Raw genomic sequence first — 26,471 nt, 5'->3', positions numbered from 1 at the left:
TCACATGACCGAGACGACCGAGACCCCCCAGACCCCCGAGACGCCGGCCACCACGCCCGCGGCACAGCGCGGCATCATCCCGCTGCCCCTCGCCGCGGCCCGCGCCCTGCTGCTCGGCGGCGGCATCCTCACCGCCGCCTCCACGTTCCTGCGCTGGACCTGGACCTCCGACTTCCCCGGCGACCTCACCGTCAACGGCTACCCCGGCGGCCTCCAGATCCTCACCCTCGTCGCCGGCGTCATCACCGCGGTGTTCGCCCTCGCCACCTACGGCGTCCGAGGACTCGGCTGGCTCCTGCCCGCCCGCAACAACGCACCCCTCGTCCTCACCGCCCTCGGCGGCTTCGCCGTCACCTGGTACACGGTCATCGCGATCGCCGCCGAACTCGGCGGCATCGTCAACTGGGAACCCGGCACCTACATCGCCGCCGTGGCCTCCCTGCTCCCGGTGATCGGCGCCCTCGCCCTCCCGCAGGACGCCACCGACACCACCAAGGAAGCCCTCAAGGCGTCCATCGCCAAGGCCGAACGCATCCCGGCACCCCAGGACGCCGCCCCCTGGATCCAGCGACTCACCATCACCGTCGTCGCCGCCCTCGGCCTCACCGTCTTCGCCTACGGCATCGACGCCGAGAACGAACTCTTCGTCGGCTTCCTCATCGTCGTCGTCTTCACCGCCTGGGCCCTGCACACCGCCGGCCTCTTCGACCGGTTCAGCCACCTCACGGCCAACAACCGCAGCTTCGCCCTCGCCATGGGCTTCGTCGCCGCGATCGGCTTCCCCTTCACCCAGACCAACGACCACTACGCCAACCTCGGCGTCAACATCCTGATCTTCGGCACCGTCGCCCTCGGCCTCAACATCGTCGTCGGCCTCGCCGGACTCCTCGACCTCGGCTACGTCGCCTTCCTCGGCGTCGGCGCCTACACCGCCGCCCTGGTCTCCGGCTCCGAGTTCTCCAAGTTCTCCGGCGTCCAGTTCCCCTTCTGGGCCGCCGCCCTCACCGGCGCCGCCGCATCGCTGGTCTTCGGCGTCCTCATCGGCGCCCCCACCCTGCGCCTGCGCGGTGACTACCTCGCCATCGTGACCCTCGGCTTCGGAGAGATCTTCCGTATCGCCGTGAACAACATGGACGGCGTCTCGGGCCCGGACATCACCAACGGCCCCAACGGCATCCCGTCCATCCCCGACCTGTCGTTCTTCGGCTTCAACTTCGGGGACACCCACGACATCGGCGGCTTCACCATCGGCCGCTTCGCCAACTACTACCTGCTGATGGTCCTGATCATGGCGCTCGTGGTCACGATCTACCGCCGCGCCTCCGACTCCCGCATCGGCCGCTCCTGGATCGCCATCCGCGAGGACGAGACCGCCGCCACCGCCATGGGCATCAACGGCTTCCGCGTCAAGCTCATCGCCTTCGCCCTCGGCGCCACCCTCGCCGGCCTCGCCGGCACCGTCAGCGCCCACGTCACCTACAGCGTGGTGCCCAACCCGTACCAGTTCGCCGGAGCGGCCCCGCCCAACTCCGCGTTCCTCCTGGCCGCCGTCGTCCTCGGCGGCATGGGCACCGTCTCCGGACCCTTCCTCGGCGCCGCCCTGCTCTACCTGCTCCCGGAGAAGCTCGTCGCCCTCCAGGACAAGTCGCTCCTCGCCTTCGGCATCGCGCTCATCCTCCTGATGCGCTTCCGCCCCGAGGGCATCATCCCCAACCGCCGACGCCAGCTGGAGTTCCACGAGACCGGCCAGCTCGACGTACCGGAGACCACGACCCTGACCGACGAACCGGCCATCACCAAGGCAGGGGCGTAGAGAGCCATGACGACACCAGTACTCGAAGCCCGTGACGTCACCATGCGCTTCGGCGGCCTCACCGCCGTCCGCTCCGTCGACTTCACCGTGAACGCCGGCGAGATCGTGGGCCTCATCGGCCCCAACGGCGCCGGCAAGACCACCTTCTTCAACTGCCTCACCGGCCTCTACGTCCCCACCGAGGGCACCGTCTCCTACAAGGGCACGGTCCTCCCGCCCAAGCCCCATCTCGTGACCAAGGCCGGCATCGCCCGCACCTTCCAGAACATCCGCCTGTTCGCCAACATGACGGTCCTGGAGAACGTGCTCGTCGGCCGCCACACCCGCACCAAGGAGGGCCTCTGGTCGGCCCTCCTGCGCGGCCCCGGCTTCAAGAAGGCCGAACAGGCCAGCGAAGAACGCGCGATGGAGCTCCTGGAGTTCATCGGCCTCGCCCACAAGCGCGACCACCTGGCCCGCAACCTCCCCTACGGCGAGCAGCGCAAGCTGGAGATCGCGCGGGCGCTGGCATCCGAGCCCGGACTCCTCCTCCTGGACGAGCCCACGGCCGGCATGAACCCCCAGGAGACGCGCGCCACCGAAGAGCTGGTCTTCGCCATCCGCGACAAGGGCATCGCCGTCCTCGTCATCGAGCACGACATGCGGTTCATCTTCAACCTCTGCGACCGCGTCGCCGTCCTCGTCCAGGGCGAGAAACTCGTCGAAGGCACCTCCGACGTCGTCCAGGCCGACGAACGCGTCGTCGCCGCCTACCTCGGCGAACCCTTCGAAGGCGGCTCCGACGAAGGCGTCTCCGACGAAACGGCACCGGCAGCCGGACCCACCGATGCCGCACCCACCGATGCCGGGACCACGGAAGCGGAGAGCACCACCAGCACCAAGGGAGAAGCCCAGTGACCGCACTGCTAGAGGTCGAGGACCTCAGGGTCTCCTACGGCAAGATCGAAGCCGTCAAGGGCATCAGCTTCAGCGTCGAAGCCGGCCAGGTCGTCACTCTCATCGGCACCAACGGCGCCGGCAAGACCACGACCCTGCGCACCCTCTCGGGCCTGTTGCAGCCCTCCGGCGGCAAGATCACCTTCGACGGCAAGCCGCTCGCCAGCGTCCCCGCCCACAAGATCGTCGCCCTCGGCCTGGCCCACTCCCCCGAGGGCCGGCACATCTTCCCCCGCCTCACTATCGCGGAGAACCTCCAGCTCGGCGCCTTCCTCCGCAAGGACAGGGAAGGCATCGAGAAGGACATCCAGCGCGCCTACGACCTCTTCCCGATCCTGGGGGAACGTCAGAAGCAGGCCGCGGGAACCCTCTCGGGCGGCGAGCAGCAGATGCTGGCCATGGGCCGCGCCCTGATGTCCCAGCCGAAGCTCCTGATGCTGGACGAACCGTCCATGGGCCTCTCCCCGATCATGATGCAGAAGATCATGGCGACGATCGTGGAGCTCAAGGCATCGGGCACAACGATCCTCCTGGTCGAGCAGAACGCCCAGGCAGCGCTCTCGCTCGCCGACCAGGGCCACGTCATGGAGGTCGGCAACATCGTCCTCTCCGGCACCGGCGAGGACCTCCTGCACGACGAATCGGTCCGCAAGGCGTACCTCGGCGAGGACTGATCCGTCGCCGCAGGCCGCTGCTCCACGACGAGGCCCGCGCCCCCCGCATCGGGGGGCGCGGGCCTCGTCGTGGATAGCGTCCGCGGAGTCAGCCCTTCGCGGACTTCTTCTCGTCGGCGTCCTGGATGACCGCCTCGGCGACCTGCTGCATCGACATCCGACGGTCCATCGACGTCTTCTGGATCCACCGGAACGCGGCCGGCTCGCTCAGGCCGTACTCGGTCTGAAGGATCGACTTCGCCCGGTCGACCAGCTTGCGGGTCTCCAGCCGCAGCGTGAGGTCGGCGACCTCCTGCTCCAGCTGCTTCAGCTCCGTGAACCGTGAGACGGCCATCTCGATCGCCGGTACGACATCGCTCTTGCTGAACGGCTTCACGAGGTACGCCATCGCACCGGCGTCCCGGGCCCGCTCCACGAGGTCGCGCTGCGAGAAGGCGGTGAGCATCAGCACGGGCGCGATGGACGCCGCGGCGATCTTCTCGGCGGCGGAGATGCCGTCCAGCTTGGGCATCTTCACATCGAGGATCACCAGGTCGGGCTTGTGCTCACGGGCCAGCTCGACGGCCTGCTCACCGTCACCGGCCTCGCCGACGACGGTGTACCCCTCTTCTTCGAGCATCTCTTTGAGATCGAGCCGAATCAGGGCCTCGTCCTCGGCGATGACGACACGGGTCGTCAGCGGAGGCACGTGCGACTTGTCGTCGTCGGGCGCGTCTACGGGCTGGGGCGACTCGGGGGCGGTCACGGGGGCTCCTCGTTCAGGGCACGGGGGTAGTGCTGACAAGAGCCTACCTAGCTGCGATAAGGTAGGGGCACAGCGGGACACCGCTGACCTTGGTTTCAAAGGGGCCCCGGTAGCCCAGCGGTAGAGGCAATGGATTCAAAACCCATCCAGCGTCGGTTCGAATCCGACTCGGGGTACTTTTCCTTCGCATCGAAGGCAGTTATTTGGCGGAGGTTCACGTTCGCGTGAACCTCCGCTTTTTGCTGCGTGTCGTCGAGATCACTCTCGCAGAGTGCCCACATGTACAACATCAGCACGCGCAAGCGAGCACTCGCACTGCTCGGTCAGGGCCGCAGCCTCACCTCCGTGAGCCGTGAGACGGGCATCTCACGCGCGGCGATCCGCTCCTGGCGGACCCGTCTCGAACCCCTCCCCGGCATCACGGCTCCGGCCCCCGGACCGCCCGCCGACGACCAGGCCTACGCCTACCTCCTGGGCCTGTATCTCGGCGACGGCTGCCTCAGCGCCCACCCGCGCGGCACCGGCCACTACCTCCGGATCGCGTGCGCCGACGCATGGCCCGGGCTCATCCGCCTGTGCCGCGAGGCCATAGCGAAGGTGCGCCCCGGAGTCGGCGTCTTCACGGTCCAGAAGGAGGGCTATGTGATGGTCACCAGCTACTACCGGCACTGGCCCCAGCTCTTCCCCCAGCACGGCCCCGGCGTGAAGCACCGTCGCCGCACAGTCCTCGAACCCTGGCAGCAGGCCATCGTGGACGCGCACCCCTGGGACTTCATCCGGGGCCTTGTGCACTCCGACGGCTGCCGTGTCACCAACTGGACGACGCGTCTCATCGGCGGTGAGACGAAGCGCTACGAATATCCCCGGTACTTCTTCACCAACCTGTCGGCGGACATCAGGCGGCTCTACACCGACGCCCTCGACAAGGTCGGCGTCAGCTGGAAGCAGGCGAACGCCCAGAACATCTCGGTCGCCCGCAAACCCTCAGTCGCCCTCATGGACGCCCACGTAGGCCCCAAGCACTGAGCCTCCCCCCGCGGTCACGTCACCTCGATGCTTCCTCCCGTCGCCGGTCGTCGCCGGCCGCCGCGGGCAGGGCGTTGTCGATGAGGACGGCGGCGATGGCGGCGGCGGTGGGGAAGGCGTCCGCGTTGAGGACGCGGGTGCGGGCCGCGGCGCCGTCGAGGAGCAACGCGAGCTGCTCGCCGAGCTGTTCGGGGTCGGCGGCGCCGGCTTCGCGGGCGGCGTCCGCGAGCCGCACGGCGACGGCCTTCTTGTAGTCGCGTGCGTACTGGGACGCGGGGTGCTCGGGGTCGTGGAGCTCCACGGCGGCGGCGATGTAGGGGCAGAGCGGGGTGCCGGGGTCGATGTCGAAGGCGGCGAGGAGCCGTTCGCGGGGCGTGAGGTCGGGGCGGTCGAACACGCCGGACAGCACGGAGGGGTCAAACCGCCGCAGGTACTCGGCGACGAGCTCGTCCTTGCCGCCGAAGTGCTGGTAGGCCGTGCGCTTGGACACCTCGGCCGCCGCGCAGAGCTGGTCCATGCCGGTGCGGTTGATGCCCTGTTCGCGGAAGAGCCGCTGGGACGCGCCGAGGATGCGCTCGCGGGCGCCCCGGCCGCGGCGACTGCCCGTGGGGCCCTTCTCCAACTCCGTCATGGCGCCATCGTACCCGAGTCGGGTAACGACCGGTGTACATAGTTGCGCCCCGGCCGCCCACCTCGTACGGTACGTACACAGGACGGTGTACTTAACCCCGTCACCGCAGGTGCGTACGGCACCACCGACTCAAAGGAACGACCATGGGAAAGCTCGACGGCAAGGTCGCGGTCATCACCGGCGGCACCAGCGGCATGGCGCTGGCCGGCGCGAAGCTGTTCGTCGACGAGGGAGCGCACGTCTTCATCACCGGCCGCCGCCAGGACGCCCTGGACGCGGCCGTGAAGGAGATCGGCCGCAACGTCACCGGCGTCCGCGGCGACGCCGCCGATCTGGACGACCTGGACCGCCTGTTCGACACCGTGAAGCGGGAGAAGGGAAGCCTCGACGTGCTGTGGGCCAGCGCCGGCGGGGGTGAGCCCGCGCTGCTCGGTGAGATCACCGAGGCCCAGTTCGACACGTGGTTCGGGCTCAACGCCCGCGGCACCCTGTTCACCGTCCAGAAGGCCCTCCCGCTCTTCAACGACGGCGGCTCCATCCTCATGACCGGCTCGAACGCCTCACTCGGCGCCTTCCCCGGCTGGAGCGTCTACGCCGGCAGCAAGGCCGTCCAGCAGGCCTGGGCCCGCGTCTGGCTGAACGAGCTCAAGGACCGCCGCATCCGCGTCAACGTCCTGACGCCCGGTCAGGTCGCCACCGCCAAGCAGGCGGAACTCTTCGACGAGGCCACCAAGCGTCAGTTCGAGTCCCTCATCCCCCGCGGCCGGATGGGCAGCCCCGACGAGATCGCCACCGTCGCCCTCTTCCTCGCGTCCGACGACTCCAGCTACGTCAACGGCATGGAGCTCGTCGCCGACGGCGGCACCATCGCCGTCTGAACCGGACCACACACGACCAGGGCGGGACATCACATGAGCAGCATCAGCATCATCGGCACCGGCAACATGGCCCGCGCCATCGGCGCACGGGCGGTGGCGGGCGGCAACACCGTCGAGGTCATGGGCCGCGATCAGTCCAAGGCCGCCGGCCTGGCCAAGGCTCTCGGCGGCGGCGCGACGACGGGAGAGTGGGGCACCGCCCCGGCCGGGGACATCGTCATCGTGGCCCTGTTGTACGACGGTGTCGTGCCGGTCGTCGCCCAGTACGGAGACGCTCTCGCGGGCAAGGTCATCGTCGACATCAGCAACCCCTTCAACTCCACGTTCGACGGGCTGGCCCACCGCGAGGAGACCTCCGTCGCGCAGGAAGTCGCCAAGGTGGCCCCTGCCGACGCCCACGTGGTGAAGGCGTTCAACACCGTCTTCCGCCATGTCCTGGAGAAGGGGCGGCCCGATGTCTTCATCGCCGGCGACAGCGCACAGGCCAAGGCAGGTGTGGGGACGTTCGTCGAGAGCCTCGGGCTGCGCCCGCTGGATGTCGGCGGCCTGAAAATGGCGCACTGGCTGGAGGGAGCGGGCGTGGTCACGGTGGGCCTCGCCAACCACGGGGTGGGCAACCTGGACTTCGCCCTCGGCGTCACCGAACTGCCCGTCTGAAGGGGAATTATCGGCGGTACTCGGGCCGGTTCGATACCGATCCGGCGCGCCTTTGAAAGCGACCTCCGGCCGCGGAGGCGAAACGGTGTGCGAAAGCGCTCGGAGGATCTGCCGTCGCCGTATCAAAAGCGTGGGATTTCGTCGGCGCCGCGATCTCCGTTTCGCCGCGACTCTCCTCGCCCATTCCGTATTCTCCGAGCCCTGGCGGAAGAAAACCGAGGCAACTCCTCGCCCAGGTCCGCGAAAAGCCGGCGTACGCGACGGAGAAAGCGGATGTCGCTGCCTCGCCCCGCACCCTCCGCCGGGCTGACGCTCACCATGAACAGGGTGCGGTTGTCGCGGCTGTTGGGCGGGGAGAGGGCGGGGGCGATTCGGTCGTTCGGGGATGCAGGCCCAACTATGTACCGCCTGGGGCTACTTGGGGCTGTCGTCCTCGCCGACGTGGTGGACGCGGACGAGGTTCGTGGAGCCGGCGACTCCGGGCGGGGAGCCCGCGGTGATGACGACGATGTCGCCCTTCTGGCAGCGGCCGTACTTGAGGAGGAGTTCGTCGACCTGGTCGACCATCGCGTCGGTGGAGTCGACGTGCGGGCCGAGGATGGTCTCCACGCCCCAGGTGAGGTTGAGCTGGGAGCGGGTGGCCGGGTCGGGGGTGAAGGCCATGACCGGGATGGGCGAGCGGTAGCGGGAGAGACGGCGGACGGTGTCGCCGGACTGAGTGAAGGCGACGAGGAACTTCGCGCCGAGGAAGTCGCCCATCTCGGCGGCGGCGCGGGCCACGGCGCCGCCCTGGGTGCGGGGTTTGTTGCGCTCGGTCAGCGGCGGGAGGCCCTTGGCGAGGATGTCCTCCTCGGCGGCCTCGATGATGCGGGCCATGGTGGTGACGGTGGCGATGGGGTACTTGCCGACGCTGGTCTCGCCGGAGAGCATCACCGCGTCCGTGCCGTCGATCACGGCGTTGGCCACGTCGCTCGCCTCCGCGCGCGTGGGGCGGGAGTTCTCGATCATCGAGTCGAGCATCTGGGTGGCGACGATGACCGGCTTGGCGTTGCGCTTGGCCAGTTTCACGGCGCGCTTCTGGACGATCGGGACCTGTTCGAGGGGCATTTCGACGCCGAGGTCGCCGCGGGCGACCATGATGCCGTCGAAGGCGGCGACGATGTCGTCGATGGCCTCGACCGCCTGGGGTTTCTCGACCTTGGCGATGACGGGGAGGCGGTGGCCTTCCTCGTCCATGATGCGGTGGACGTCGTCGATGTCCTTGCCGCTGCGGACGAAGGACAGGGCGATGACGTCGAAGCCGGTGCGCAGGGCCCAGCGGAGGTCGGCCTCGTCCTTGTCGGAGAGGGCCGGGACGGACACGGCGACTCCGGGGAGGTTCAGGCCCTTGTGGTCGGAGACCATGCCGCCCTCGACGACCTCGGTGTGGACGCGGGGGCCGTCGACGGAGGTGACTTCGAGGCAGACCTTGCCGTCGTCGACGAGGACGCGCTCGCCCGGGGTCACGTCCGCGGCGAGGCCGGCGTAGGTCGTTCCGCAGGACTGGCGGTCGCCTTCGGCGCCTTCTTCGACGGTGATGGTGAAGGTGTCCCCGCGTTCAAGGAGTACGGGTCCTTCGGTGAAGCGGCCGAGTCGGATCTTCGGGCCTTGAAGGTCGGCGAGCAGTCCGACACTGCGGCCGGTCTCCTCGGAGGCCTTTCGTACGCGCTGGTAGCGCTCCTCGTGCTCGGCGTGGCTGCCGTGGCTGAGGTTGAAGCGGGCTACGTCCATTCCGGCCTCGACCAGGGCTTTGATCTGGTCGTACGAGTCGGTGGCGGGGCCCAATGTACAGACGATTTTCGCTCGGCGCATAGGGCGAGCCTAGACCTTACCGACAGGTAGGGAATTGGCCGTGCATGACTACTCAACAACCTTTGGGTGAAGGGTTATTGACAAGGCTTGAATGTGCGGCGGGGTGCTCCAATGAGCGTTCGAATCACCGAATTGCGGATGCATGTCAAAGGCGCGGGGGTGCCATCGTGAAGCGTGCGTTGACCTGGGCGTAGATGTGCTGCCGCTGGGGTTCGAGGTCGAGGGGTGCGGCGGCGGTGTCCTCACCTCCGCCGCCGACGAAGGACATGGAGCGCATACGGGCCTGGGGGGCGCCGTAGGCCTGGGCGTTCTCGGCGCCGATGTCGGCGAGTTCGACGAGTGCGGCGAGGGTGGTGCCGAGGGCTTCGGCGTATTCGCGGGCGCGTTGGACGGCTTCGCGGACGGCTTGCTGGCGGGCCTGGCGGTGGACGGGCGAGTCGGGGCGCAGGGCCCACCAGGGGCCGTCGACGCGGGTGAGGTCGAGGTCGGCGAGGCGGGTGGTGAGTTCGCCGAGGGCGGTGAAGTCGGTGAGTTCGGCGGTGATGGTGACCCGGCCGTGGTAGCGGTGGACGCGTTCGCCGCGGCCGTGTTTGGTGAGTTCGGGGGTGATGGAGAAGCCGCCGGTCTCCAGGCGTTCGACTGCTTCGCCGTAGCTTTTGACCAGGTCGAGGACGGTGGCGTTGCGGCGGGTGAGGTCGTCGAGGGCGGTGCGGCGGTCGCTGCCGCGGGCGGCGACGGTGATGCCGATGCGGGCGATCTCGGGGTCGACTTCGAGGCGGGCCTCGCCGCGGACGGCGATGCGGGGGGCGTCGGGGGTGCCGTAGGGGACGGGGGGTTGGGGGTCGTCCGGGGTGGGGGTGGTCATACGTCCCACTCTGTCAGGTGGGCCGCCTGGTGGTCATCAGATCGAAACCTGCGGGACCTGTCGCGTGCGGTGAGAAGCGGGTAAGAATCTACGCGCGTTGTTGACCGTTTCCCGAGGAGATCCAGAGATGCCCTTGAACCGCCGGAAGTTCCTGAAGAAGTCCGCCGTGACGGGTGCGGGGGTCGCGCTGGCCGGTGCGGCGGCGGCTCCGGCGCGGGCCGCGGAGAAGAAGAAGCCCGGCCGTCCCGCCAAGCGGTACTCGCTGACGGTGATGGGCACGACGGATCTGCACGGGCATGTCTTCAACTGGGACTACTTCAAGGACGCGGAGTACGCGGACGCGGCGGGCAACGCCATGGGTCTCGCGCGGGTGTCGTCCCTCGTGAACCAGATCCGTCAGGAGAAGGGCCGTCGCAACACGCTGTTGCTGGACGCGGGCGACACGATCCAGGGCACCCCGCTGACGTACTACTTCGCGAAGGTGGACCCGATCACCGCCGCGCACGGTCCGGTGCACCCGATGGCGCAGGCGATGAACGCGATCGGGTACGACGCGGCGGCGCTGGGCAACCACGAGTTCAACTACGGCATCGAGACGCTGCGGAAGTTCGAGGACCAGTGCCGCTTCCCGCTGCTCGGGGCGAACGCGCTGGACGCGAAGACGCAGAAGCCGGCGTTCCCGCCGTACTTCATCAAGAAGTTCCAGGTGCCGGGGGCGCCGCCGGTGAAGGTGGCGGTGCTCGGGCTGACGAACCCGGGTATCGCGATCTGGGACAAGGCGTATGTGCAGGGGAAGTTGACGTTCCCGGGCCTTGAGGAGCAGGCGGCGAAGTGGGTGCCGAAGCTGCGGTCGATGGGCGCGGACGTCGTCATCGTGTCGGCGCACTCGGGGTCGTCGGGGACGTCGTCGTACGGTGACCAGCTGCCGTACGTGGAGAACTCGGCGGCGCTCGTCGCACAGCAGGTGCCGGGGATCGACGCGATCCTCGTGGGCCACGCGCATGTGGAGATCCCGGAGTTGAAGGTTACGAACAAGGCGACGGGCAGGACGGTCGTGCTGTCCGAACCGCTGTGCTACGCGGAGCGGTTGAGCGTGTTCGACTTCAACCTGGTTTTCGAGAAGGGGCGTTGGACGGTCGAGTCGGTGGCGGCCTCGCTGCGGGACGCGAGGACGGTCGCGGACGACCCGAAGATCACGCGGCTGCTGAAGGACGAGCACGCGCTGGTCGTGGAGTACGTCAACCAGGTGGTCGGTACGGCGAAGACGACGCTGACGACGGTCGACGCGCGGTACAAGGACGCCCCGATCATCGACCTCATCACCAAGGTCCAGGAGGACGTGGTGAAGGCCGCGCTTGCGGGTACGGCGTACGCGTCGCTGCCGGTGATCGCGCAGGCGTCGCCGTTCTCGCGGACCTCGGAGATCCCGGCCGGCGAGGTGACGATCCGGGATCTGTCGGGTCTGTACGTGTACGACAACACGCTGGTCGCCAAGGTGCTGACGGGTGCTCAGGTGCGGGCGTACCTGGAGTACTCGGCGGAGTACTTCGTCCGGACCGCCGCCGACGCGGCTGTCGACACGGAGAAGCTGACGAACGCGGGCGGCCGTCCGGACTACAACTACGACTACGTGTCCGGGTTCTCGTACGACATCGACATCGCGCAGGCGGCGGGTTCGCGGATCAAGAACCTGACGTACGGCGGTGCCGCGCTGGACGACGCGCAGCAGTTCGTGCTGGCGGTGAACAACTACCGGGCGAACGGCGGCGGTGCGTTCCCGCATGTGGCCGCCGCGACCGAGGTGTGGTCGGAGTCGACGGAGATCCGGACGCGGATCGCGGAGTGGGTGACCGCGAAGGGTGTGCTGGACCCGGCCGACTTCGCCTCCGTGGACTGGAAGTTGACGCGGAACGGGACGCCCGTCTTCTAGCCCACGGGATTCCGGCGCCGCCCGGGCCGCTCACCTGCCTTCGACGAGCGGGGTGAGGGTCCGGGCAGCCTGCCGGGCCGGGGGGATCTGCGGCTGCGGGTCGAGCCCGAAGGTCGTGAACGCCGTCCGGTCCGGCAAGGGGTAAGGCTCCTTCCCCGTGAGGGAGTTGAGGATGGTCGCGCTGCGCCAGGCGGCGAGGCCGAGGTCGGGGGCGCCGACGCCGTGGGTGTGGACCTCGGCGTTCTGGACGTAGACCTGGCAGCCGGAGCCGGTGACGCAGGGGTCCAGGACGAGCCTGAACTGCGGGTCGATGCGCGGGCGTTCGGCGCTGTCGCGGCGCAGGTAGGGGTCGAGTCCGGCGAGGATGCGGCCGAGGGGGCGTTCGCGGTAGCCGGTGGCGAGGACGACGGCGTCGGTGGTGAGCCGGGAGCGGGTGTTCTGCTGGAGGTGTTCCAGGTGGAGCTCGACCTTGGTGGTCGCGATCCGGCCCGCGGTGCGGACGCGGACGCCGGGGGTGAGGACGGCGTCGGGCCAACCGCCGTGCATCGTACGGCGGTAGAGCTCGTCGTGGATGGCGGCGATGGTGTCGGCGTCGATGCCCTTGTGGAGCTGCCACTGCGAGTCGACGAGGCGGTCGCGGACCGGTTCGGCGAGGGCGTGGAAGTAGCGGGTGTAGTCGGGGGTGAAGTGCTCCAGGCCGAGCTTGGAGTACTCCATGGGCGCGAACGCCTCGCTGCGGCCGAGCCAGTGGAGTTTCTCATGGCCCGCGGGGCGGTGGCGGAGCAGGTCGAGGAAGACCTCGGCGCCGGTCTGGCCCGAGCCGACGACGGTGATGTGCTCGGCGGCGAGCAGTGTGTCGCGGTGGGTGAGGTAGTCGGCGGCGTGGATGACGGGGACGCCGGGGGCCTCGACGAGGGGTTTGAGCGGGTCGGGGACGTAGGGGGCGGTGCCGACGCCGAGGACGATGTTCCTCGTGTACGTCCGTCCGAGGGCTTCCGCTTCCCCGTCGCTGTCGAGCTGGGTGAAGTCGACCTCGAACAGCTCGCGTTCGGGGTTCCAGCGGACGGCGTCGACCTGGTGGCCGAAGTGGAGTCCGGGGAGGCTGGAGGCGACCCAGCGGCAGTAGGCGTCGTACTCGGCGCGCTGGATGTGGAAGCGCTCGGCGAAGTAGAAGGGGAAGAGCCGGTCGCGGTCCTTGAGGTAGTTGAGGAAGGACCAGGGGTTCGCGGGGTCGGCGAGGGTCACCAGGTCGGCCAGGAAGGGGACTTGGACGGTGGCGCCGTCGATGAGCAGGCCGGGGTGCCAGTCGAAGCCGGGGCGCTGTTCGTAGAAGACGGTGTCGAGTGCGGTGAGCGGGTGGGCGAGCGCGGCCAGCGAGAGGTTGAACGGCCCGATGCCGATGCCGACCAGGTCGCGCGGTGGATCGGGTTCGTGGCGTGGGGGGTTGGGGGTCCGGGGGTGACCCGTCGGGGGGTGGCTCATCGGGGGGTGTTTCCTTCCACCAGTTTCAGGAGGGCGGCCAGGTCGTCGGGCCGGATGTGGGGGTTGAGGAGGGTGACCTTGAGCCAGAGCCGCCCGTCGAACGCGGCCCGGCCGAGGACGGCCCGTCCGTCGGTGAGGAGTTGACGTCGTACGGCGGCCACGGCGTCGTCCGATGCTCCGGCGGGCCGGAACAGGACGGTGCTGATGACGGGCGGGGCGTACAGCTCGAAGCCGGGGTGGTCGCGGACGAGGGCGGCGAACTCCCGTGCGCGGGCGCAGACGTGGTCGACGAGGGTGCCGAGTCCGCTGCGGCCGAGGGTTTTCAGGGTGACGGCGATCTTGAGGACGTCGGGTCTGCGGGTGGTGCGCAGGGAGCGGCCGAGGAGGTCGGGCAGGCCGGCTTCGGTGTCGTCGTCGGCGTTGAGGTAGTCGGCGCGCTGGGTGAGGGCGGCGAGGTCGCGGGGGCGGCGGACGGCGAGGATCCCAGCGGCGACGGGCTGCCAGCCGAGTTTGTGCAGGTCGAGGGTGACGGTGTGGGCGCGGTCGAGACCGGCGAGGCGGTCGCGGTGGCGATCGCTGAAGGCGAGGCCTCCGCCGTAGGCCGCGTCGATGTGGAGGCGGGCGCCGTGGGCCGCGCACAGGCCGGCGATCTCGGGCAGCGGGTCGATGAGGCCCGCGTCCGTGGTGCCCGCGGTGGCGGCGACCAGGACGGAGCCGCGGGCGCCGGGCAGGGCGGTGAGGGCCTCGTCGAGGGCGGCGGGGTCGAGGGTGCCGGTGGGGGCGGGGACGACGACGGGGTCGGGCAGGCCGAGCAGCCAGGCGGCGCGGGGCAGCGAGTGGTGGGCGTTGCTTCCGCAGACCAACCGCACGCTGCCGCCCTGGGCTTCACGGGCGAGCAGCAGGGCGAGCTGGTTGGCCTCGGTGCCGCCGGTGGTCACGAGGGCGTCGGCGAGGCCGATCGCGTGGGCCAGCGTGCGGGTGACGAGTGCTTCGAGCGCGCTGGCGGCGGGGGCCTGGTCCCAGGAGTCGAGCGAGGGGTTGAGGACGCTGGCGGCGAGGTCGGCGGCGGCGCTGACGGCGAGCGGCGGGCAGTGCAGGTGCGCCGCGCACAGCGGATCGGCGGGATCGGCGGCACCCTGGGCGAGCGCGTGCACCAGGGTGCGCAGGGCGTCCGGGTCGCCCTCGTCGGGGAGTACGTCCCCTACGGCGTCCCGCACGCGGGCGGCGACCGTGTCGGGGCCGCCCGCGGGGATGGGGCCGCCGCGGGCCCGGCGGCCGGTGTCGAGGGCGTCGAGGACGGTGTCGAGCAACGGCCGCAGGGCGCTGGTTCCTTCGGGACCTGAGGCCAGGGGTGCGCTGCTCATGCTGTCCTCCGGGGCGCGTGGCATGCGGGGTTCCAGCTTGGACCCGGATGAGTCGACGCGCCCGGGGAGAACAACGATCAGAACCCGAAAGGGTGTTGTTCGGTGCGGGTGAAGGGTGTTGTTCAGTGCCCGGTGTTGGTGCGGGGGTCTGGTGGCTGCGCCCCCGGGCCCCCGCTTCGGCCCCGAAAGGGCCTCGTCCTCAAACGCCGGACGGGCTGGTCTGTGCCTCCCTGTTGGATTGTGACCCTCGTACCCGCAACGCCCGCTCCAGGTCGTCGAGTTGGTCGACCAGTTTGCGGCGGAGGGAGGGGATGAGGTCGGCGTCGCGGAGGCATTCCTCGCCGAGGCGGAGGGTCTCGGGGTCGACGGCGTGGGCGGGGAAGGCCCAGCGGCCGGCGGCGTCGGCGATGGCGGGGCCCCGGCGGGCGGCGAGGGCCACCGCGTCGGTGAAGAAGCGGGGCACGTACTCCCGGACCAGATCGGCCTGTTCGGGCTGCCAGAAGCCCTGGGCGGTGGCGGTGAAGAGGTAGTTGGAGAGGTCGTCGGTGGTGAACATCGCCTCCCAGGCCGTGCGCTTGGCCTCGGGGTCGGGGAGGGCTGCGCGGCAGCGGGCGGCGCCTTCCTGGCCGGTGGCGGACGGGTCGCGCTCCAGCTCGGCGGCGATCGCGGGCTCGTCGGTGGCGCCGAGGGCGGCGAGGCGGGCCAGGACGCGCCAGCGGAGTTCCGGGTCCAGCTCGGGGCCGCCGGGGACGGTGCCCTCGGTGAGCCAGGCGGCGATGGTCTCCGGGTGCGCGGCGACGTCGATGAAGTGCCGTACGGCGATGAGGCGCAGGCCGGCGTTGGAGCCGTCCTCGGTGCGGCGGATGAGGTCGCGGCACAGGGCGGTGAGGGTGGCGAGGGCGACCGGCCGGGCCTCGGGGGTGAGGAAGCGGTCGGCGACCTGCACGGAGGCGAAGGCGAGGACGCCCTGGACGAGGGCGAGGTCCGTCTCGTGCGGGAGGTGGGCGCGGGCGGCGTCCAGGTAGGCGGAGGCGGGGAGTTCACCGTCGCGGACGGCGTCACGCAGGGCGTTCCAGACGACGGCGCGGGTGAGGGGGTCGGGGAGGCCGGAGAGGCTGGTGCGGACGGCCTCGAAGGAGTCGGGGTCGAAGCGGACCTTCGCGTAGGTGAGGTCGCCGTCGTTCAGGAGCAGCAACGCCGGGCGCTTGCCCAGGGGTTGGGGCTCGCTCTGGGGCACGTCGAGGTCGAGGCGCTCGCGCAGGGTGAGGCGGCCGGTGTCGCCGGGGTCCTGGTCGTAGAGGCCCACGGCGATGCGGTGGGGGCGGCTGCCCGCGCGGTCGACGGTCAGGGTGTAGGTGCCGTCGTCGGCGCGGGTGACGGCCGGGGAGAGCGTGTCGACCCCCGTCGTCCGCAGCCACGCGTCCGCCCACGCGTGGACGTCGCGTTCGGTGCCGGAGGCCAGGGAGTCGATGAAGTCGGCGAGGGTGGCGTTGCCGAACTTGTGGCGGGCGAAGTGGGTGTTGATGCCGGCGAGGAAGTCCTTCTCGCCGAGCCAGGCCACCAACTGCCGTAGCGCGGAGGCGCCCTTGGCGTACGAGATGCCGTCGAAGTTGAGGAGGGCGGAGGCGGTGTCGTCGACGTTCTCCGGGGCGACGGGGTGGGTGGAGGGGCGCTGGTCGGCGTCGTAGCCCCAGGCCTTGCGGACGACGCCGAAGTCGGTCCAGGTGTCGGTGAAGCGGGTGGCTTCGGTGAGGGTCTGGTAGCCCATGTACTCGGCGAAGGACTCGTTCAGCCAGATGTCGTCCCACCACTGGAGGGTGACGAGGTCGCCGAACCACATGTGGGCCATCTCGTGGGCGATGACCATGCCGCGGGTCTGCCGCTCGGTGTCGGTGACGGCGGAGCGGTAGATGAATTCGTCGCGGAAGGTGACGAGGCCCGGGTTCTCCATGGCGCCCGCGTTGAACTCGGGGACGAAGGCCTGGTCGTAGGAGTCGAAGGGGTAGGGCTCTTCGAACTTCTCGTGGTAGCGGTCGTAGCACTGGTGGGTGATGTCGAGGATCTCCTCGGCGTCCGCGTCGAGGTGGGGGGCCAGGGAGCGGCGGCAGTGGATGCCGAAGGGCAGGCCGCGGTGTTCGGTGCGGACGGAGTGCCAGGGGCCGGCCGCCACGGCGACGAGGTAGGTGGAGATCAGAGGGGTCGGGGCGGCCTGCCAGCGGCCTTCGCCGAGGTGTTCGGTGATGCCGTTGGCGAGGACGGTCCAGCCTTCGGGGGCCGTGACGCTCAGGTCGAAGACGGACTTGAGGTCGGGCTGGTCGAAGGCGGCGAAGACGCGCTGGACGTCCTCCATGAAGAGCTGGGTGTAGAGGTAGGTCTCGCCGTCGGTGGGGTCGGTGAAGCGGTGCATGCCCTCACCGGTGCGGGAGTAGCGCATGCTCGCGTCGACACGCAGTTCGTGCTCGCCGGCGGTGAGGCCGGGCAGCGGGAGCCGGTTCTCGACGAGGTGCTCGGGGTCGAGGGGGCGGCCGTCGAGGGTGACGGAGCGCAGCTCGGCGGGCTTGAGTTCGACGAAGGTGTCCGCGTCGGCACGAGCGGTGAACGCGATGACGGTGCGGGAGTCGAAGGTGTCTTCGCCCGTCGTCAGATCGAGTTCGATCGTGTAGCGGTGGACGTCGAGGAGCCTGGCACGGGTCTGCGCTTCGTCGCGCGTCAGTACGGACATGCAGGACATGCTGCCTGATGGCACCGACATGGCACAGGGGTGGCTGGGGACAGGACACCGACGCGGCCCGGTACGCGGCTTATGTCCGGTCCGGGGCGGAGGTGGGTGCGGGGGCCGCGGTGTTCTGGGCATCGCGCTGGCTGGGCACGCGCGTGTCCGGGTGGGGCAGGGCGGGGCCGGGCTCGGGCGGGTCCTTGAGGAGGGCGCGGAGTTCACGGACCTCCTGTTCGAGGGCCCGGTGGCGCTGGTGGGCGTCGTAGAGGTAGCGGACCTTGGTGCGCAGGGTCCAGGGGTCCACGGGCTTCATGACGAGGTCGGCGACGCCGAGGGAGAAGGCGGCGGCGGTCAGTTCGGGGTCGGTGCCGAAGCCGGTGAGCAGGAGGACGGGGATGTGCTGGGTCTGCTCCAGGCGGCGCAGGTAGCGGACCACGTCCAGGCCGCTGACGCCGGGCATGCGCACGTCCAGCAGGAGGAGGCCGACCTGTCCGCGGAGCACCTGCTTGAGCGCCTCGTCGCCGCTGGTGGCGCGGGCGAGCCGGTAGCCCAGCGGGGCCAGTGCGCTCTCCAGGGCATACAGGGTGTCCTCATGGTCGTCGACGATGAGGATCTTGGCATCCGACGGCATGGCCCGACGTCCCTCCCGCGTGGGACAACCAGCTTATGACGCAGGCACTGACAGGGCGTGCCCGTCAGTTGACATGGAGTGCACAGGGAGTGCGCAGGGAGTGCACAGGGAGTGCACAGCGCAGCATGGTCCCGAACTCGCCCCGCTGTCACGCCCATTACAGGACCCGTGAGGTCAGTTCGCCGTGGGTGAACCGCCGTTCACGGCGTCCTCCGCGATGCGCTCGTGGTGGCGGATGACCTCGCCGATGATGAAATTGAGGAACTTCTCAGCGAACGCCGGGTCCAGCTTGGCGTTTTCCGCCAGGGTGCGCAGCCGCTCGATCTGGCGGGCCTCGCGGGCCGGGTCGGCGGGCGGCAGCCGGTGGGTGGCCTTGAGGATGCCGACCTGCTGGGTGGCCTTGAAGCGCTCGGCGAGCATGTGGACGACGGCGGCGTCGATGTTGTCGATGCTGTCGCGCAGCCGGGCGAGCTCCGCGCGCACGGCGGGGTCGACGTCACCGGTTCCGTTGGTGCTGGTGGTCATGGGCGACAACCCTACGTGGCATACGGCCACTCGATCATCGGGATTGCGGGAAGTACGGCTGCTCGGCCATCGGGACTGTGTGGTGGGCCACCAATTGATCGCCGGGATCGTGTGGTGGGCGACCACTCGCTCGCCGGGGCTATGTGGCGCGCGGCCACTCGATGATCGGCGGATCGGCCGGATCGGGCACCTGGTCGCTCCAGCCGCCGGGGACGGTACGGCCCTGCTGGGCGCGGAAGCGGACCGGGGGCATGCCGACGCGGCGGGTGAACAGGCGGCTGAAATAGGCGGGATCGTCGTAGCCGACGCGGCGGGCGACGGCGGCGACGGGCAGTTCGGTGGCGGCCAGCAGCTCCTTGGCGCGGCCCAGGCGGATGCCGAGGACGTAGTCCTTGGGGCTGCATCCGGCGCCCTGGCGGACGGCGGCACGCAGGGCGGCGGGGGTCATGCCGTGCCGGGCCGCGTGGTCGGCGACGGTCAGCGGGAGACAGGCGTCCCGGGCGAGGGCCTGGAGGACGGGGTCGCCGTCGGGGGCGAGGTCGGCGCGAGCGCGGCGCAGGGCGACCAGGAGTTCGTGGACGGCGGCGCCGGTCTCCACCTCCAGGAGGGGGTTGCCGCGCCGCGCGGCGCGCGCCATGCGCCCGATGACCGCGCGGGGTCCGGCCGCGTCCGAGAGGGGCACCACGGGCCGCTCCGGCTCGATGTAGCCGAGTTCGGTGTACGTCGCCGTCGCGGGCCCGGTGAAGTCGACGAACCCCTCGTCCCAGCCGCCGCCGGGGTCGGGCGCGTAGTGGTGCGGCACTCCGGGGGTGAGCCACAGCAGCGCGGGCGCGGTGACGGTCGTACGGCGGCCGTCGGGGGCCAGGTACCAGCCGCCGCCCGCGCTGATCACGACGGCGACGTGGTGATCCAGGGTGCGGGGGCCGACGGTGGGCAGGGCGCCGTACTGGAGGCCCACGCCGAGGCAGGCGAGGCCGAGGCGGTGGTGGGCGGGTGTGGGCGTGAAGAACCGCATCCAGGTGTGGTACGTCCCCGCCTCCTCCCCCGGTGCCCGCGCCCCCTCTCCGACCGCCCGCGCTCCCTCGCCCACCGCCCGCGTCCTCTCGTCCACCGCTCGGTCCAAGTAGTGGTGATCTTTGTCCATGGACGTGATCGCCGCCAAGGGGCGAGAGTCGGGGCATGGGCGAGTTCACGGTGGGTGACAGGGACTTTCTGCTGGACGGGCGGCCGGTGCGGCTGCTGTCCGGGGCACTGCACTACTTCAGGGTGCACGAGGCGAGCTGGGGACACCGGCTGGCGATGCTGCGGGCGATGGGCCTCAACTGCGTGGAGACGTACGTCCCGTGGAACCTGCACGAGCCGGCGCCGGGCGACTTCCGGGACGTCCAGGCGCTCGGCCGGTTCCTGGACGCGGCGCGGGAGGCGGGCCTGTGGGCGATCGTGCGCCCGGGGCCGTACATCTGCGCGGAGTGGGAGAACGGCGGGCTGCCGCACTGGCTGACCGGCGAACTGGGGCCACGCGCGCGTACCCGTGACGCACGCTTCCTGGGCCATCTGGAGCGCTGGTTCAGGCAGTTGCTGCCCGAGATCGCGTCCCGGCAGCTCGACCGCGGCGGCCCGGTGATCATGGTGCAGATCGAGAACGAGTACGGCAGCTACGGCTCCGACGCGGTGTATCTGCGGCGCGTGGAGGAGTTGTTGCGGGACCAGGGGGTCACGGTCCCGCTGTTCACCTCGGACGGTCCCGAGGATTTCATGCTGAGCGGCGACTCGGTCCCCGGTGTCCTCGCGACCGTGAATTTCGGGTCCCACGCGCGCGTGGCCTTCGAGACGCTGCGCGGGCACCAGCCCGAAGGGCCGCTGATGTGCATGGAGTTCTGGTGCGGCTGGTTCGACCACTGGGGCGGCGAACACGTCGTCCGGAACGCCGGGGACGCGGCGGACGCGCTGCGCGAGATCCTGGAGTGCGGCGCCTCGGTCAACCTCTACATGGCACACGGCGGCACCAGCTTCGCCGGCTGGGCGGGCGCCAACCGGGGTGGCGGCGCCCTGCACGAGGGCCCGTTGGAGCCCGACGTGACGTCGTACGACTACGACGCGCCGATCGACGAGTACGGGCGCCCCACGGACAAGTTCTGGCGCTTCCGCGAGGTCCTCGCCGCCTACGCCGACGGCCCGCTGCCCGAACTCCCGCCCGCACCAGCCGTGTTGGGCCGCCCGGCCGAGGTGCGCCTGTCCGGATGGGCACCCCTGGACGACGTCCTGGAGACGCTCGGCGGACCGGAGACCTCGGGTCCCGTGCCGCCGACCTTCGAGGAACTGGACGTGGACCGCGGAATCGTCCGCTATGAAGTGACCGTTCCGGGACCGCGCGCACCGTATCCGCTCACCGCGCGCGGGCTGCGGGACCTCGCGGTGGTGTACGTCGACGGGGAGCGGGCCGGGGTCCTCACGGAGGGCGACGAGCAGCTCAAGGAGCCCGTCGCCGGGCACGCGCGTGTGCGGTTGTGGGTGGAGTCCCTGGGGAGGGTCAATTACGGGCCGCGGCTCGGGGAACCGAAGGGCATCACCGGCGGCCTGTTGCACGAGCGGCAGTTCCTGCACGGCGTACGCGCGCGTGGGCTGCGGTTGGACACGCTGGACGCGCTGGACGACGTCGGGGCGGTCGCCCTGCGGGAGTTGCCGCCGGACGACTCCCCCGGGCTGTACCAGGGCACCGTCGAGGTGCACGGCACCGGGGACGCCCTGCTCGAACTGCCGGGCTGGACGCGGGGGTTCGTGTGGGTCAACGGGTTCAACCTGGGGCGGTACTGGTCGGCGGGGCCGCAGCGGGAGCTGTACGTCCCCGGTGCGGTCCTGCGCGAGGGCGTGAACGAGGTGTGGCTGCTGGAGCTCCAAGAGGCGCCGGTCGACTCGGGGTTCACCCTCGCGCTGCGGGGTTGCTGACGGGCGCCGGGGGGTTGGTGACGGGCGCCGCGGGGTTGGTGACGGGCGCTGCGGGGTTGGTGAACTGTCGAGCTGTAGAGCTGCCGAGCTGCCGAGCTGCCGAAAGGAGCCGCTGAGGGCTCATCGGTTGATGGGGGCGGACCCGATCTCGACCACCCGTGCCCAGTCGGGCGGGGTGTCCGGCACGTAGTCGGGGTCGTCCTCGGCGTACTCCCCGGTCTCGTGGCGGCGCGGGAAGAGGCCCACCACCGTCCGGCACGGTGGCTGGGTCGTTGGCCACTTGGTCTGGCCGTCGGTGAGGACGACGACCGCGTCCGGCCGGGGCTGGGTGCGCAGCGCCTTGGCGAAGCCGGTGCGCAGGTCCGTGCCGCCGCCGCCCAGCAGCGGGATGTCCTCGGCGCCGCACAGCGAGTGCGCGATCCCCGCCGCCGCGTCGCACGGCACCACGGTGACGAGGTCGCGGCGACCGCCCACCGCCCTTGCGATCGCGGCGACTTCGAGGAGCGCGCTGCCCAGCTCGGCGTCGCTGACCGACCCGGAGGTGTCGATGACCACGCACACCCGGGGCGGTCTGCGGCGCAGGCTCGGCAGCACGACGCCGGGCAGCGAGGCCGAACGGCGCGAGGGCCTGCCGTAGACGTAGTCCTCGCCGGCACCCGGCGCGGAGACCGCCGAGCGGATGGCCGCGCCGAGCAACTGCCGCCAGGGCTGCGGCGGATGGAACGCCTCCTCCGCCCACCGCCGCCACCCGCTGGGCGCGCTGCCGGGGCGGCCGGTGATGCCCTGCGCGACCCGGAAGCGGACGGCGTCGCGCTGCTGCTCGGTGAGACCGTCGGCGCCGTCCGGGCCCAGGTCCCAGTCCCGGTCGAGCCCGTCGGCGCCGCTGCCGCAGTCCAGCCACGCCAACTCCTGCGTGCGCGGGCCGAGTCTGAACCAGCGCAGGTAGTCCTCCATCAGGTTCCCCGCGGGCAGGCCCAGCGCCTCCGGCCGGATCGCGCCCGCCGGGGTGACGAGGCCGTCGCCGTACGCGTCGTCGTTGATCTCGAAGTCGGCGGCGATGTTCATCCGCAGCCGCTCCCCCGGGCCGGTCAGTCCGCGCTCACGGGCGACCCGGTCGCTGCGCCCGTGGTGGTCCCGGAGCAGATGCGACACCTCGTGGACCCACACGCCGGCCAGGTCCTCGACGGACATCCGGTCCACGAAACCCGGCGACACATAGCAACGCCAGTGCCGGTCGACGGCCATCGTCGGCACGTGCCGCGACTCGACGGTGTGCAGCGCGAAAAGCGCCGTGGCGAGGTAGGGGCGGACCCGGGCGGCGTAGAGGCGGGCGGCGAAGAGTTTGTCGCGGTCGAGTGTGGGGGTGGGGGCTGGGGCTGGGGGCGCGGGGACTCGGGTGTTCGGGGCGTTCACAGCGGCACTGCCGCTCTGCGGGTTCACGGCGGGGCGAGTGTTCGCGGGGTTCACGGCGGCTGGCCTGTCCGGCGCGTTCACGGCGCCCCTGTCGCCCTGCGCGTTCACGGCGCCCCGAGCGTTCGAGGAGTTCACAGCAGCCTCGCCGCCCGCCGGGTTCACAGCGGCCGACCTGTCCCGCGCGTTCACAACATCCCGAGCGTTCGCGGAGTTCACAGCAGCGCCACCGCCCTGCGCGTTCACGGCGGAGCGAGTGTTCGCGGGGTTCACAGCACCCGGCCCGACCGGCGCGTTCACAACATCCCGAGCGTCCGCGGAGTTCACAGCACCCCCGCCGCCCTGCGCGTTCACAGCGGCGCGAGTGTTCGCGGAGTTCACACCGGCCGGCCTATCCAGCGCGTTCACAGCACCCCGAGCGTCCACGGAGTTCACACCACCCCCACCGCCCAGCGGGTCCACAGCGATGCCAGTGTTCCCGGTGTTCACAGCGCCCTGCCTGCCGGACGCGTTCACGGCGCCCCCAGCATTCGCGGAGTTCACAGCGCCCCCGCCGCCCAACGCGTTCACAACATCCCGAGCGTCCACGGCGTTCACACCACCCCCACCCCCCACCACGTTCACACCCCCCGGCATCCTCATCGGCCCCCCTTCCCGCTGGTCGCCGCCGTGCGTGCCTCCGCCAGGTCCGCCCGTTGTGACAGGGAGACCACCCCGGCCAGCCGCTCGATGGACGCGGGGACGGCCCAGTCCTCCCGGCGCAGCGACGCGAGCGTGGTCGCCGGGACGACGACCAGGTCCGGGGCGCCGGTCTCCAGCGCCCGGACCAGGAGCGCCCAGGCCGCGTCCCAGCGGGCCCGGTCGGGACGGTTGCGGACGGCGGCCACCACGCCGTCGAGCACGGCCTGCCGCAGGTCCCCGCGCTCGGGCAGCTCACCGGCCGTCGGATCGGCGAGGAAGATCTCCGGGTCGGGCAGGTCCATGCGGTCGACGCAGGCCAGCAGTTCGAGCCCGGGTCCGTCCCCCACCGTCCCTCTGACCAGCAGCGACAGCACCTCGCGGGAGGACCCGGCCGCCGTAGCGAACGCGATCAGGCTGATCGCCATCTCCCAGCTGCGGGGCGACGGCCAGGCACCACCGCGCCGCGTCTCGTTGCCGGGCAGTTGGTGGACGAGCTTGGGCCGGCCGGTGAGCAGCCCGCACACCGCGCGGCGCGCGAAGTCCACGGCCTCGGGCAGCTTCTCCGGGTCGAGCCGTGGCAGGGTCGCGCGCGGCCAGGTGCCGGCGAGTCCGCGCACGACGACCTCGTGGTCGTGGGTCCACCGCAGGTGTACGAACCGGTTGGCCAGCGGCGGGCTCAGCTCCCAGCCGTCGGCCGCCGAGGAGCGCGGGTTGGCGGCGGCCACGATCCGTACCCCCGGTGGCAGCCGCAGCGCGCCGATCCGCCGTTCCAGCACCAGCCGCAGCAGCGCGGCCTGCACGGCAGGGGGCGCGGTGGACAACTCGTCCAGGAACAACAGCCCTTTGCCCGCCCGTACGAGCCGTACGGCCCAGTCCGGCGGGGCCATCGGGATGCCCTCCTCGGCGGGGTCGTCGCCGATGACGGGCAGCCCGGAGAAGTCGGACGGCTCGTGCACGCTGGCGATCACCGTCGTCAACGGCAGGTCCAGCGCGTCGGCGAGCTGGGTCAGCGCGGCCGTCTTCCCGATCCCCGGCTCGCCCCACAGCAGCACGGGCAGGTCGGCGGCCACGGACAGGGTGAGGGCCTCCAGCTGGATGTCGGGGCGCGGTTCGGTGGTGGTGTCGCGCAGCAGGGTCAACAGGTCCCCGGCGACGTCGAGTTGGGTGCGCGGGAGGGTGGGGTCGAGGGCGGCGTACAGGGTGCGTGTGGGCATGGCGGATCACCTTTGGGGTCGAGGCGGGACATGGGTGAGGGCAGGCTCAGCGGTCGGCTGCGGTGCCCGGTGCGGTCAGCGGGCGAGGGTGTGGCGCGGGCGCGAGGCGGGACGGAGCCGGGGATGCGGACGCCCCGGGGCGAAGTGGCCGGTTCGCGGACCGGGATCGGCGAGGCCGGCCCTGAACAGCCCGTAGGCGAGCCGCCGTTCGGCCGCCGCCCGCAGTTCGTCCCGCAGCGCGCCACCGCGCAGCACGGCCTCGGTCCCGAGCAGCCCTTCTACGACGGCCAGCGCACCGGCGGTGTCGCCGTGGACGAGCCGTTCGCTGACGCCGGTGAGGCAGTCGGGGCGGCGATGGGCGTCGTCGATGGCCCGCAGGCAGGGCAACGGCGTACCCGTCAGCGCGGCCAGCAGCTCCTCGCGCCTGACCTCGCCCGGATCGTGGTCCAGGGGCGCCAGGACGCCGTCCACCAGACCGATCCGGTGCAGGGCGCCCCGGCATTCGATCAGGTGCGGCTGGACCGCACCGTCCGGCACGGGCGCGGAATCCTCCGGTGGCGGACGGTCCGGTACGAGCGCGGCGGCGACCAGCGGATGCAGCCGGCCGGCGTCGATCTCGCCGGTGCGGAGCAGTTCCAGGTCGGGCAGGACCCAGGTCGCCGCGTCGGGCAGGACCGGTAGCGCGGCGGCGCTGCCGTCCGTCGGCGCGGGGGCGATCCGCAGGGTGTCCCCGGCCGGTTCCGGGGTCAGCGCGAGCCGGTGCCGGGAACCGAGCCGTACGACGACGGGACCGGTCGTGCGTCCTTCCGCGCGGAGCAGGATCGCCGCCTCGGCGGCCCATCGGCCGACGGCGCAGTGGAGCCCTTCCGGCATCTCCAACTGGTCCGGAATCTCGGGTAGTTCGGCCCCGGACCGGTCCCGCAGCTCACCGCTTCTCCCCGCGTCCCACAGGTGCCGGTGCAGGTCGAGGCGGAAGGAGCGGCTGGGCCGGGGATGGGGATGCCGGCGGGCGTCGGCGTCGCGGTGGGTGCCGTCCCACAGGGCGAGGCTGATCCGCTGCCCGCCGTCCGCCCAGGCCGGTGGTGTCCGGACCACGAGGTGCGGCGGGCCGGTGGCGTCGTCGCCGTAGCGGGCCAGTGTGAGGGTCAGTCCCGGGCGGAGCAGGCCGTCCGGGGCGATCCGCGGGAGGTGCCAGCGGAGCAGGTCGGGGGCGAGGGCGCGGAGGTCGGCACGGACCCGGGCGGCGAGTTCCCGGCCGTGGTCGCGCGCTACGGATCGTAGGTCGAGATCGATGTCGACTCGGGCGGCGGCGCAGGCGCCCGCCCAGTCACCGGCGTCACGGCGGGCCGTGGCCGTCTCGATCATGGAGGGCGGCACGGCGAACTCGCGCACGCGCGGCCAGAAGGAACGCGGGGAATCCTCGTTCGCGGGGTGAAGGTGCATCAGCACTCACCTTGCGCGGACGGGACCCCCATTCTGTGAACAGAGTGAGTGGT

General features: G+C 71.1%; 21 protein-coding genes and 1 tRNA gene. 9 read left to right on the top strand and 13 right to left on the bottom strand.

The window, feature by feature from the left end; all coding sequences use genetic code 11:
- Positions 1-4 precede the first annotated feature (4 nt).
- From ACIRB1_RS10220 to ACIRB1_RS10210, 3 genes are read left to right on the top strand one after another with little or no spacing between them, the layout of a single operon-like run.
- Complete coding sequence (locus ACIRB1_RS10220; RefSeq protein WP_403465222.1) at positions 5-1,813, top strand: branched-chain amino acid ABC transporter permease; 1,809 nt, start codon at positions 5-7, stop codon at positions 1,811-1,813.
- 6 nt (positions 1,814-1,819) lie between these two features.
- Positions 1,820-2,710: an ABC transporter ATP-binding protein gene (locus tag ACIRB1_RS10215; RefSeq protein WP_352183772.1), complete on the top strand. Its 891-nt coding sequence runs from the start codon at positions 1,820-1,822 to the stop codon at positions 2,708-2,710.
- Positions 2,707-3,423, top strand: coding sequence for an ABC transporter ATP-binding protein (locus tag ACIRB1_RS10210; RefSeq protein WP_352183771.1), 717 nt, complete (start codon positions 2,707-2,709; stop codon positions 3,421-3,423). The genes ACIRB1_RS10215 and ACIRB1_RS10210 overlap by 4 nt, the downstream gene beginning before the upstream one ends.
- A gap of 88 nt (positions 3,424-3,511) precedes the next feature.
- Here the strand turns inward: ACIRB1_RS10210 and ACIRB1_RS10205 are convergent, their stop codons facing one another.
- A complete protein-coding gene (locus ACIRB1_RS10205; protein ID WP_403465221.1) occupies positions 3,512-4,168 on the bottom strand; it encodes an ANTAR domain-containing response regulator in 657 nt (218 codons plus the stop codon).
- Between the two features lie 103 nt (positions 4,169-4,271).
- Here ACIRB1_RS10205 and ACIRB1_RS10200 point away from each other — a divergent pair.
- Positions 4,272-4,344 (top strand) — tRNA-Leu (locus ACIRB1_RS10200).
- A 103-nt stretch (positions 4,345-4,447) separates the two neighbouring features.
- The gene (locus tag ACIRB1_RS10195; RefSeq protein WP_403465220.1) at positions 4,448-5,194 is read left to right on the top strand and encodes a helix-turn-helix domain-containing protein; all 747 of its coding nucleotides are present in this window, start codon (positions 4,448-4,450) and stop codon (positions 5,192-5,194) included.
- A 19-nt stretch (positions 5,195-5,213) separates the two neighbouring features.
- On the opposite strand, the gene ACIRB1_RS10190 is transcribed toward ACIRB1_RS10195, so the two are convergent.
- Positions 5,214-5,825: a TetR/AcrR family transcriptional regulator gene (locus ACIRB1_RS10190; protein ID WP_403465219.1), complete on the bottom strand. Its 612-nt coding sequence runs from the start codon at positions 5,823-5,825 to the stop codon at positions 5,214-5,216.
- A 143-nt stretch (positions 5,826-5,968) separates the two neighbouring features.
- Between ACIRB1_RS10190 and ACIRB1_RS10185 the strand changes: the two genes are divergently transcribed.
- A complete protein-coding gene (locus ACIRB1_RS10185) occupies positions 5,969-6,703 on the top strand; it encodes an SDR family NAD(P)-dependent oxidoreductase (protein WP_403465218.1) in 735 nt (244 codons plus the stop codon).
- Positions 6,704-6,736: 33 nt separating this feature from the next.
- Positions 6,737-7,360: an NADPH-dependent F420 reductase gene (locus ACIRB1_RS10180; RefSeq protein ID WP_403465217.1), complete on the top strand. Its 624-nt coding sequence runs from the start codon at positions 6,737-6,739 to the stop codon at positions 7,358-7,360.
- Between the two features lie 414 nt (positions 7,361-7,774).
- Here ACIRB1_RS10180 and pyk read toward each other — a convergent pair whose 3' ends face one another.
- Both pyk and ACIRB1_RS10170 read right to left on the bottom strand, forming a co-directional pair.
- Positions 7,775-9,211 (bottom strand): pyruvate kinase, encoded by a 1,437-nt coding sequence (pyk, locus tag ACIRB1_RS10175; protein ID WP_352183764.1) that lies wholly within the window; start codon positions 9,209-9,211, stop codon positions 7,775-7,777.
- Positions 9,212-9,356: 145 nt separating this feature from the next.
- The gene (locus tag ACIRB1_RS10170; RefSeq protein ID WP_403465216.1) at positions 9,357-10,076 is read right to left on the bottom strand and encodes an SIMPL domain-containing protein; all 720 of its coding nucleotides are present in this window, start codon (positions 10,074-10,076) and stop codon (positions 9,357-9,359) included.
- A gap of 127 nt (positions 10,077-10,203) precedes the next feature.
- On the opposite strand from ACIRB1_RS10170, the gene ACIRB1_RS10165 reads away from it, so the two are divergent.
- Entirely contained in the window at positions 10,204-12,006 is a 1,803-nt protein-coding gene (locus tag ACIRB1_RS10165; RefSeq protein ID WP_403465215.1) for a bifunctional metallophosphatase/5'-nucleotidase, read from the top strand.
- Positions 12,007-12,036: 30 nt separating this feature from the next.
- Here the strand turns inward: ACIRB1_RS10165 and ACIRB1_RS10160 are convergent, their stop codons facing one another.
- The 6 genes from ACIRB1_RS10160 to ACIRB1_RS10135 form a co-directional block, all read right to left on the bottom strand.
- On the bottom strand, positions 12,037-13,488 hold the full coding sequence (locus tag ACIRB1_RS10160) for a lysine N(6)-hydroxylase/L-ornithine N(5)-oxygenase family protein (RefSeq protein WP_403465214.1): 1,452 nt from the start codon (positions 13,486-13,488) through the stop codon (positions 12,037-12,039).
- The gene (locus tag ACIRB1_RS10155; protein ID WP_403465213.1) at positions 13,485-14,852 is read right to left on the bottom strand and encodes a pyridoxal phosphate-dependent decarboxylase family protein; all 1,368 of its coding nucleotides are present in this window, start codon (positions 14,850-14,852) and stop codon (positions 13,485-13,487) included. Before ACIRB1_RS10155 ends, ACIRB1_RS10160 begins: the two co-directional genes overlap by 4 nt.
- A gap of 199 nt (positions 14,853-15,051) precedes the next feature.
- On the bottom strand, positions 15,052-17,574 hold the full coding sequence (gene pepN, locus ACIRB1_RS10150; protein ID WP_403465212.1) for an aminopeptidase N: 2,523 nt from the start codon (positions 17,572-17,574) through the stop codon (positions 15,052-15,054).
- Positions 17,575-17,653: 79 nt separating this feature from the next.
- Positions 17,654-18,199 carry a response regulator gene (locus ACIRB1_RS10145; protein WP_352183758.1) on the bottom strand — a complete coding sequence of 182 codons (546 nt, stop codon included), beginning with the start codon at positions 18,197-18,199 and terminating at the stop codon, positions 17,654-17,656.
- A gap of 174 nt (positions 18,200-18,373) precedes the next feature.
- The gene (locus tag ACIRB1_RS10140) at positions 18,374-18,724 is read right to left on the bottom strand and encodes a chorismate mutase (protein WP_369187125.1); all 351 of its coding nucleotides are present in this window, start codon (positions 18,722-18,724) and stop codon (positions 18,374-18,376) included.
- A 139-nt stretch (positions 18,725-18,863) separates the two neighbouring features.
- The gene (locus tag ACIRB1_RS10135) at positions 18,864-19,739 is read right to left on the bottom strand and encodes a helix-turn-helix domain-containing protein (RefSeq protein WP_403465384.1); all 876 of its coding nucleotides are present in this window, start codon (positions 19,737-19,739) and stop codon (positions 18,864-18,866) included.
- Positions 19,740-19,903: 164 nt separating this feature from the next.
- On the opposite strand from ACIRB1_RS10135, the gene ACIRB1_RS10130 reads away from it, so the two are divergent.
- Positions 19,904-21,670 (top strand): beta-galactosidase family protein, encoded by a 1,767-nt coding sequence (locus ACIRB1_RS10130; RefSeq protein ID WP_403465211.1) that lies wholly within the window; start codon positions 19,904-19,906, stop codon positions 21,668-21,670.
- 120 nt (positions 21,671-21,790) lie between these two features.
- Here ACIRB1_RS10130 and ACIRB1_RS10125 read toward each other — a convergent pair whose 3' ends face one another.
- The 3 genes from ACIRB1_RS10125 to ACIRB1_RS10115 all read right to left on the bottom strand — a co-directional run bounded on the left by ACIRB1_RS10125 (position 21,791) and on the right by ACIRB1_RS10115 (position 26,418).
- Positions 21,791-23,083: a VWA-like domain-containing protein gene (locus ACIRB1_RS10125; RefSeq protein WP_403465383.1), complete on the bottom strand. Its 1,293-nt coding sequence runs from the start codon at positions 23,081-23,083 to the stop codon at positions 21,791-21,793.
- Between the two features lie 635 nt (positions 23,084-23,718).
- Positions 23,719-24,975 carry an AAA family ATPase gene (locus ACIRB1_RS10120; RefSeq protein WP_403465210.1) on the bottom strand — a complete coding sequence of 419 codons (1,257 nt, stop codon included), beginning with the start codon at positions 24,973-24,975 and terminating at the stop codon, positions 23,719-23,721.
- Between the two features lie 75 nt (positions 24,976-25,050).
- A complete protein-coding gene (locus ACIRB1_RS10115) occupies positions 25,051-26,418 on the bottom strand; it encodes a hypothetical protein (protein ID WP_403465209.1) in 1,368 nt (455 codons plus the stop codon).
- Positions 26,419-26,471: the final 53 nt, after the last annotated feature.

Origin of the sequence: Streptomyces sp. NPDC096013 (assembly GCF_044763565.1) — a bacterium.
Lineage (GTDB): Bacteria > Actinomycetota > Actinomycetes > Streptomycetales > Streptomycetaceae > Streptomyces.
This window is presented reverse-complemented; position numbering and strand designations above follow the sequence as displayed.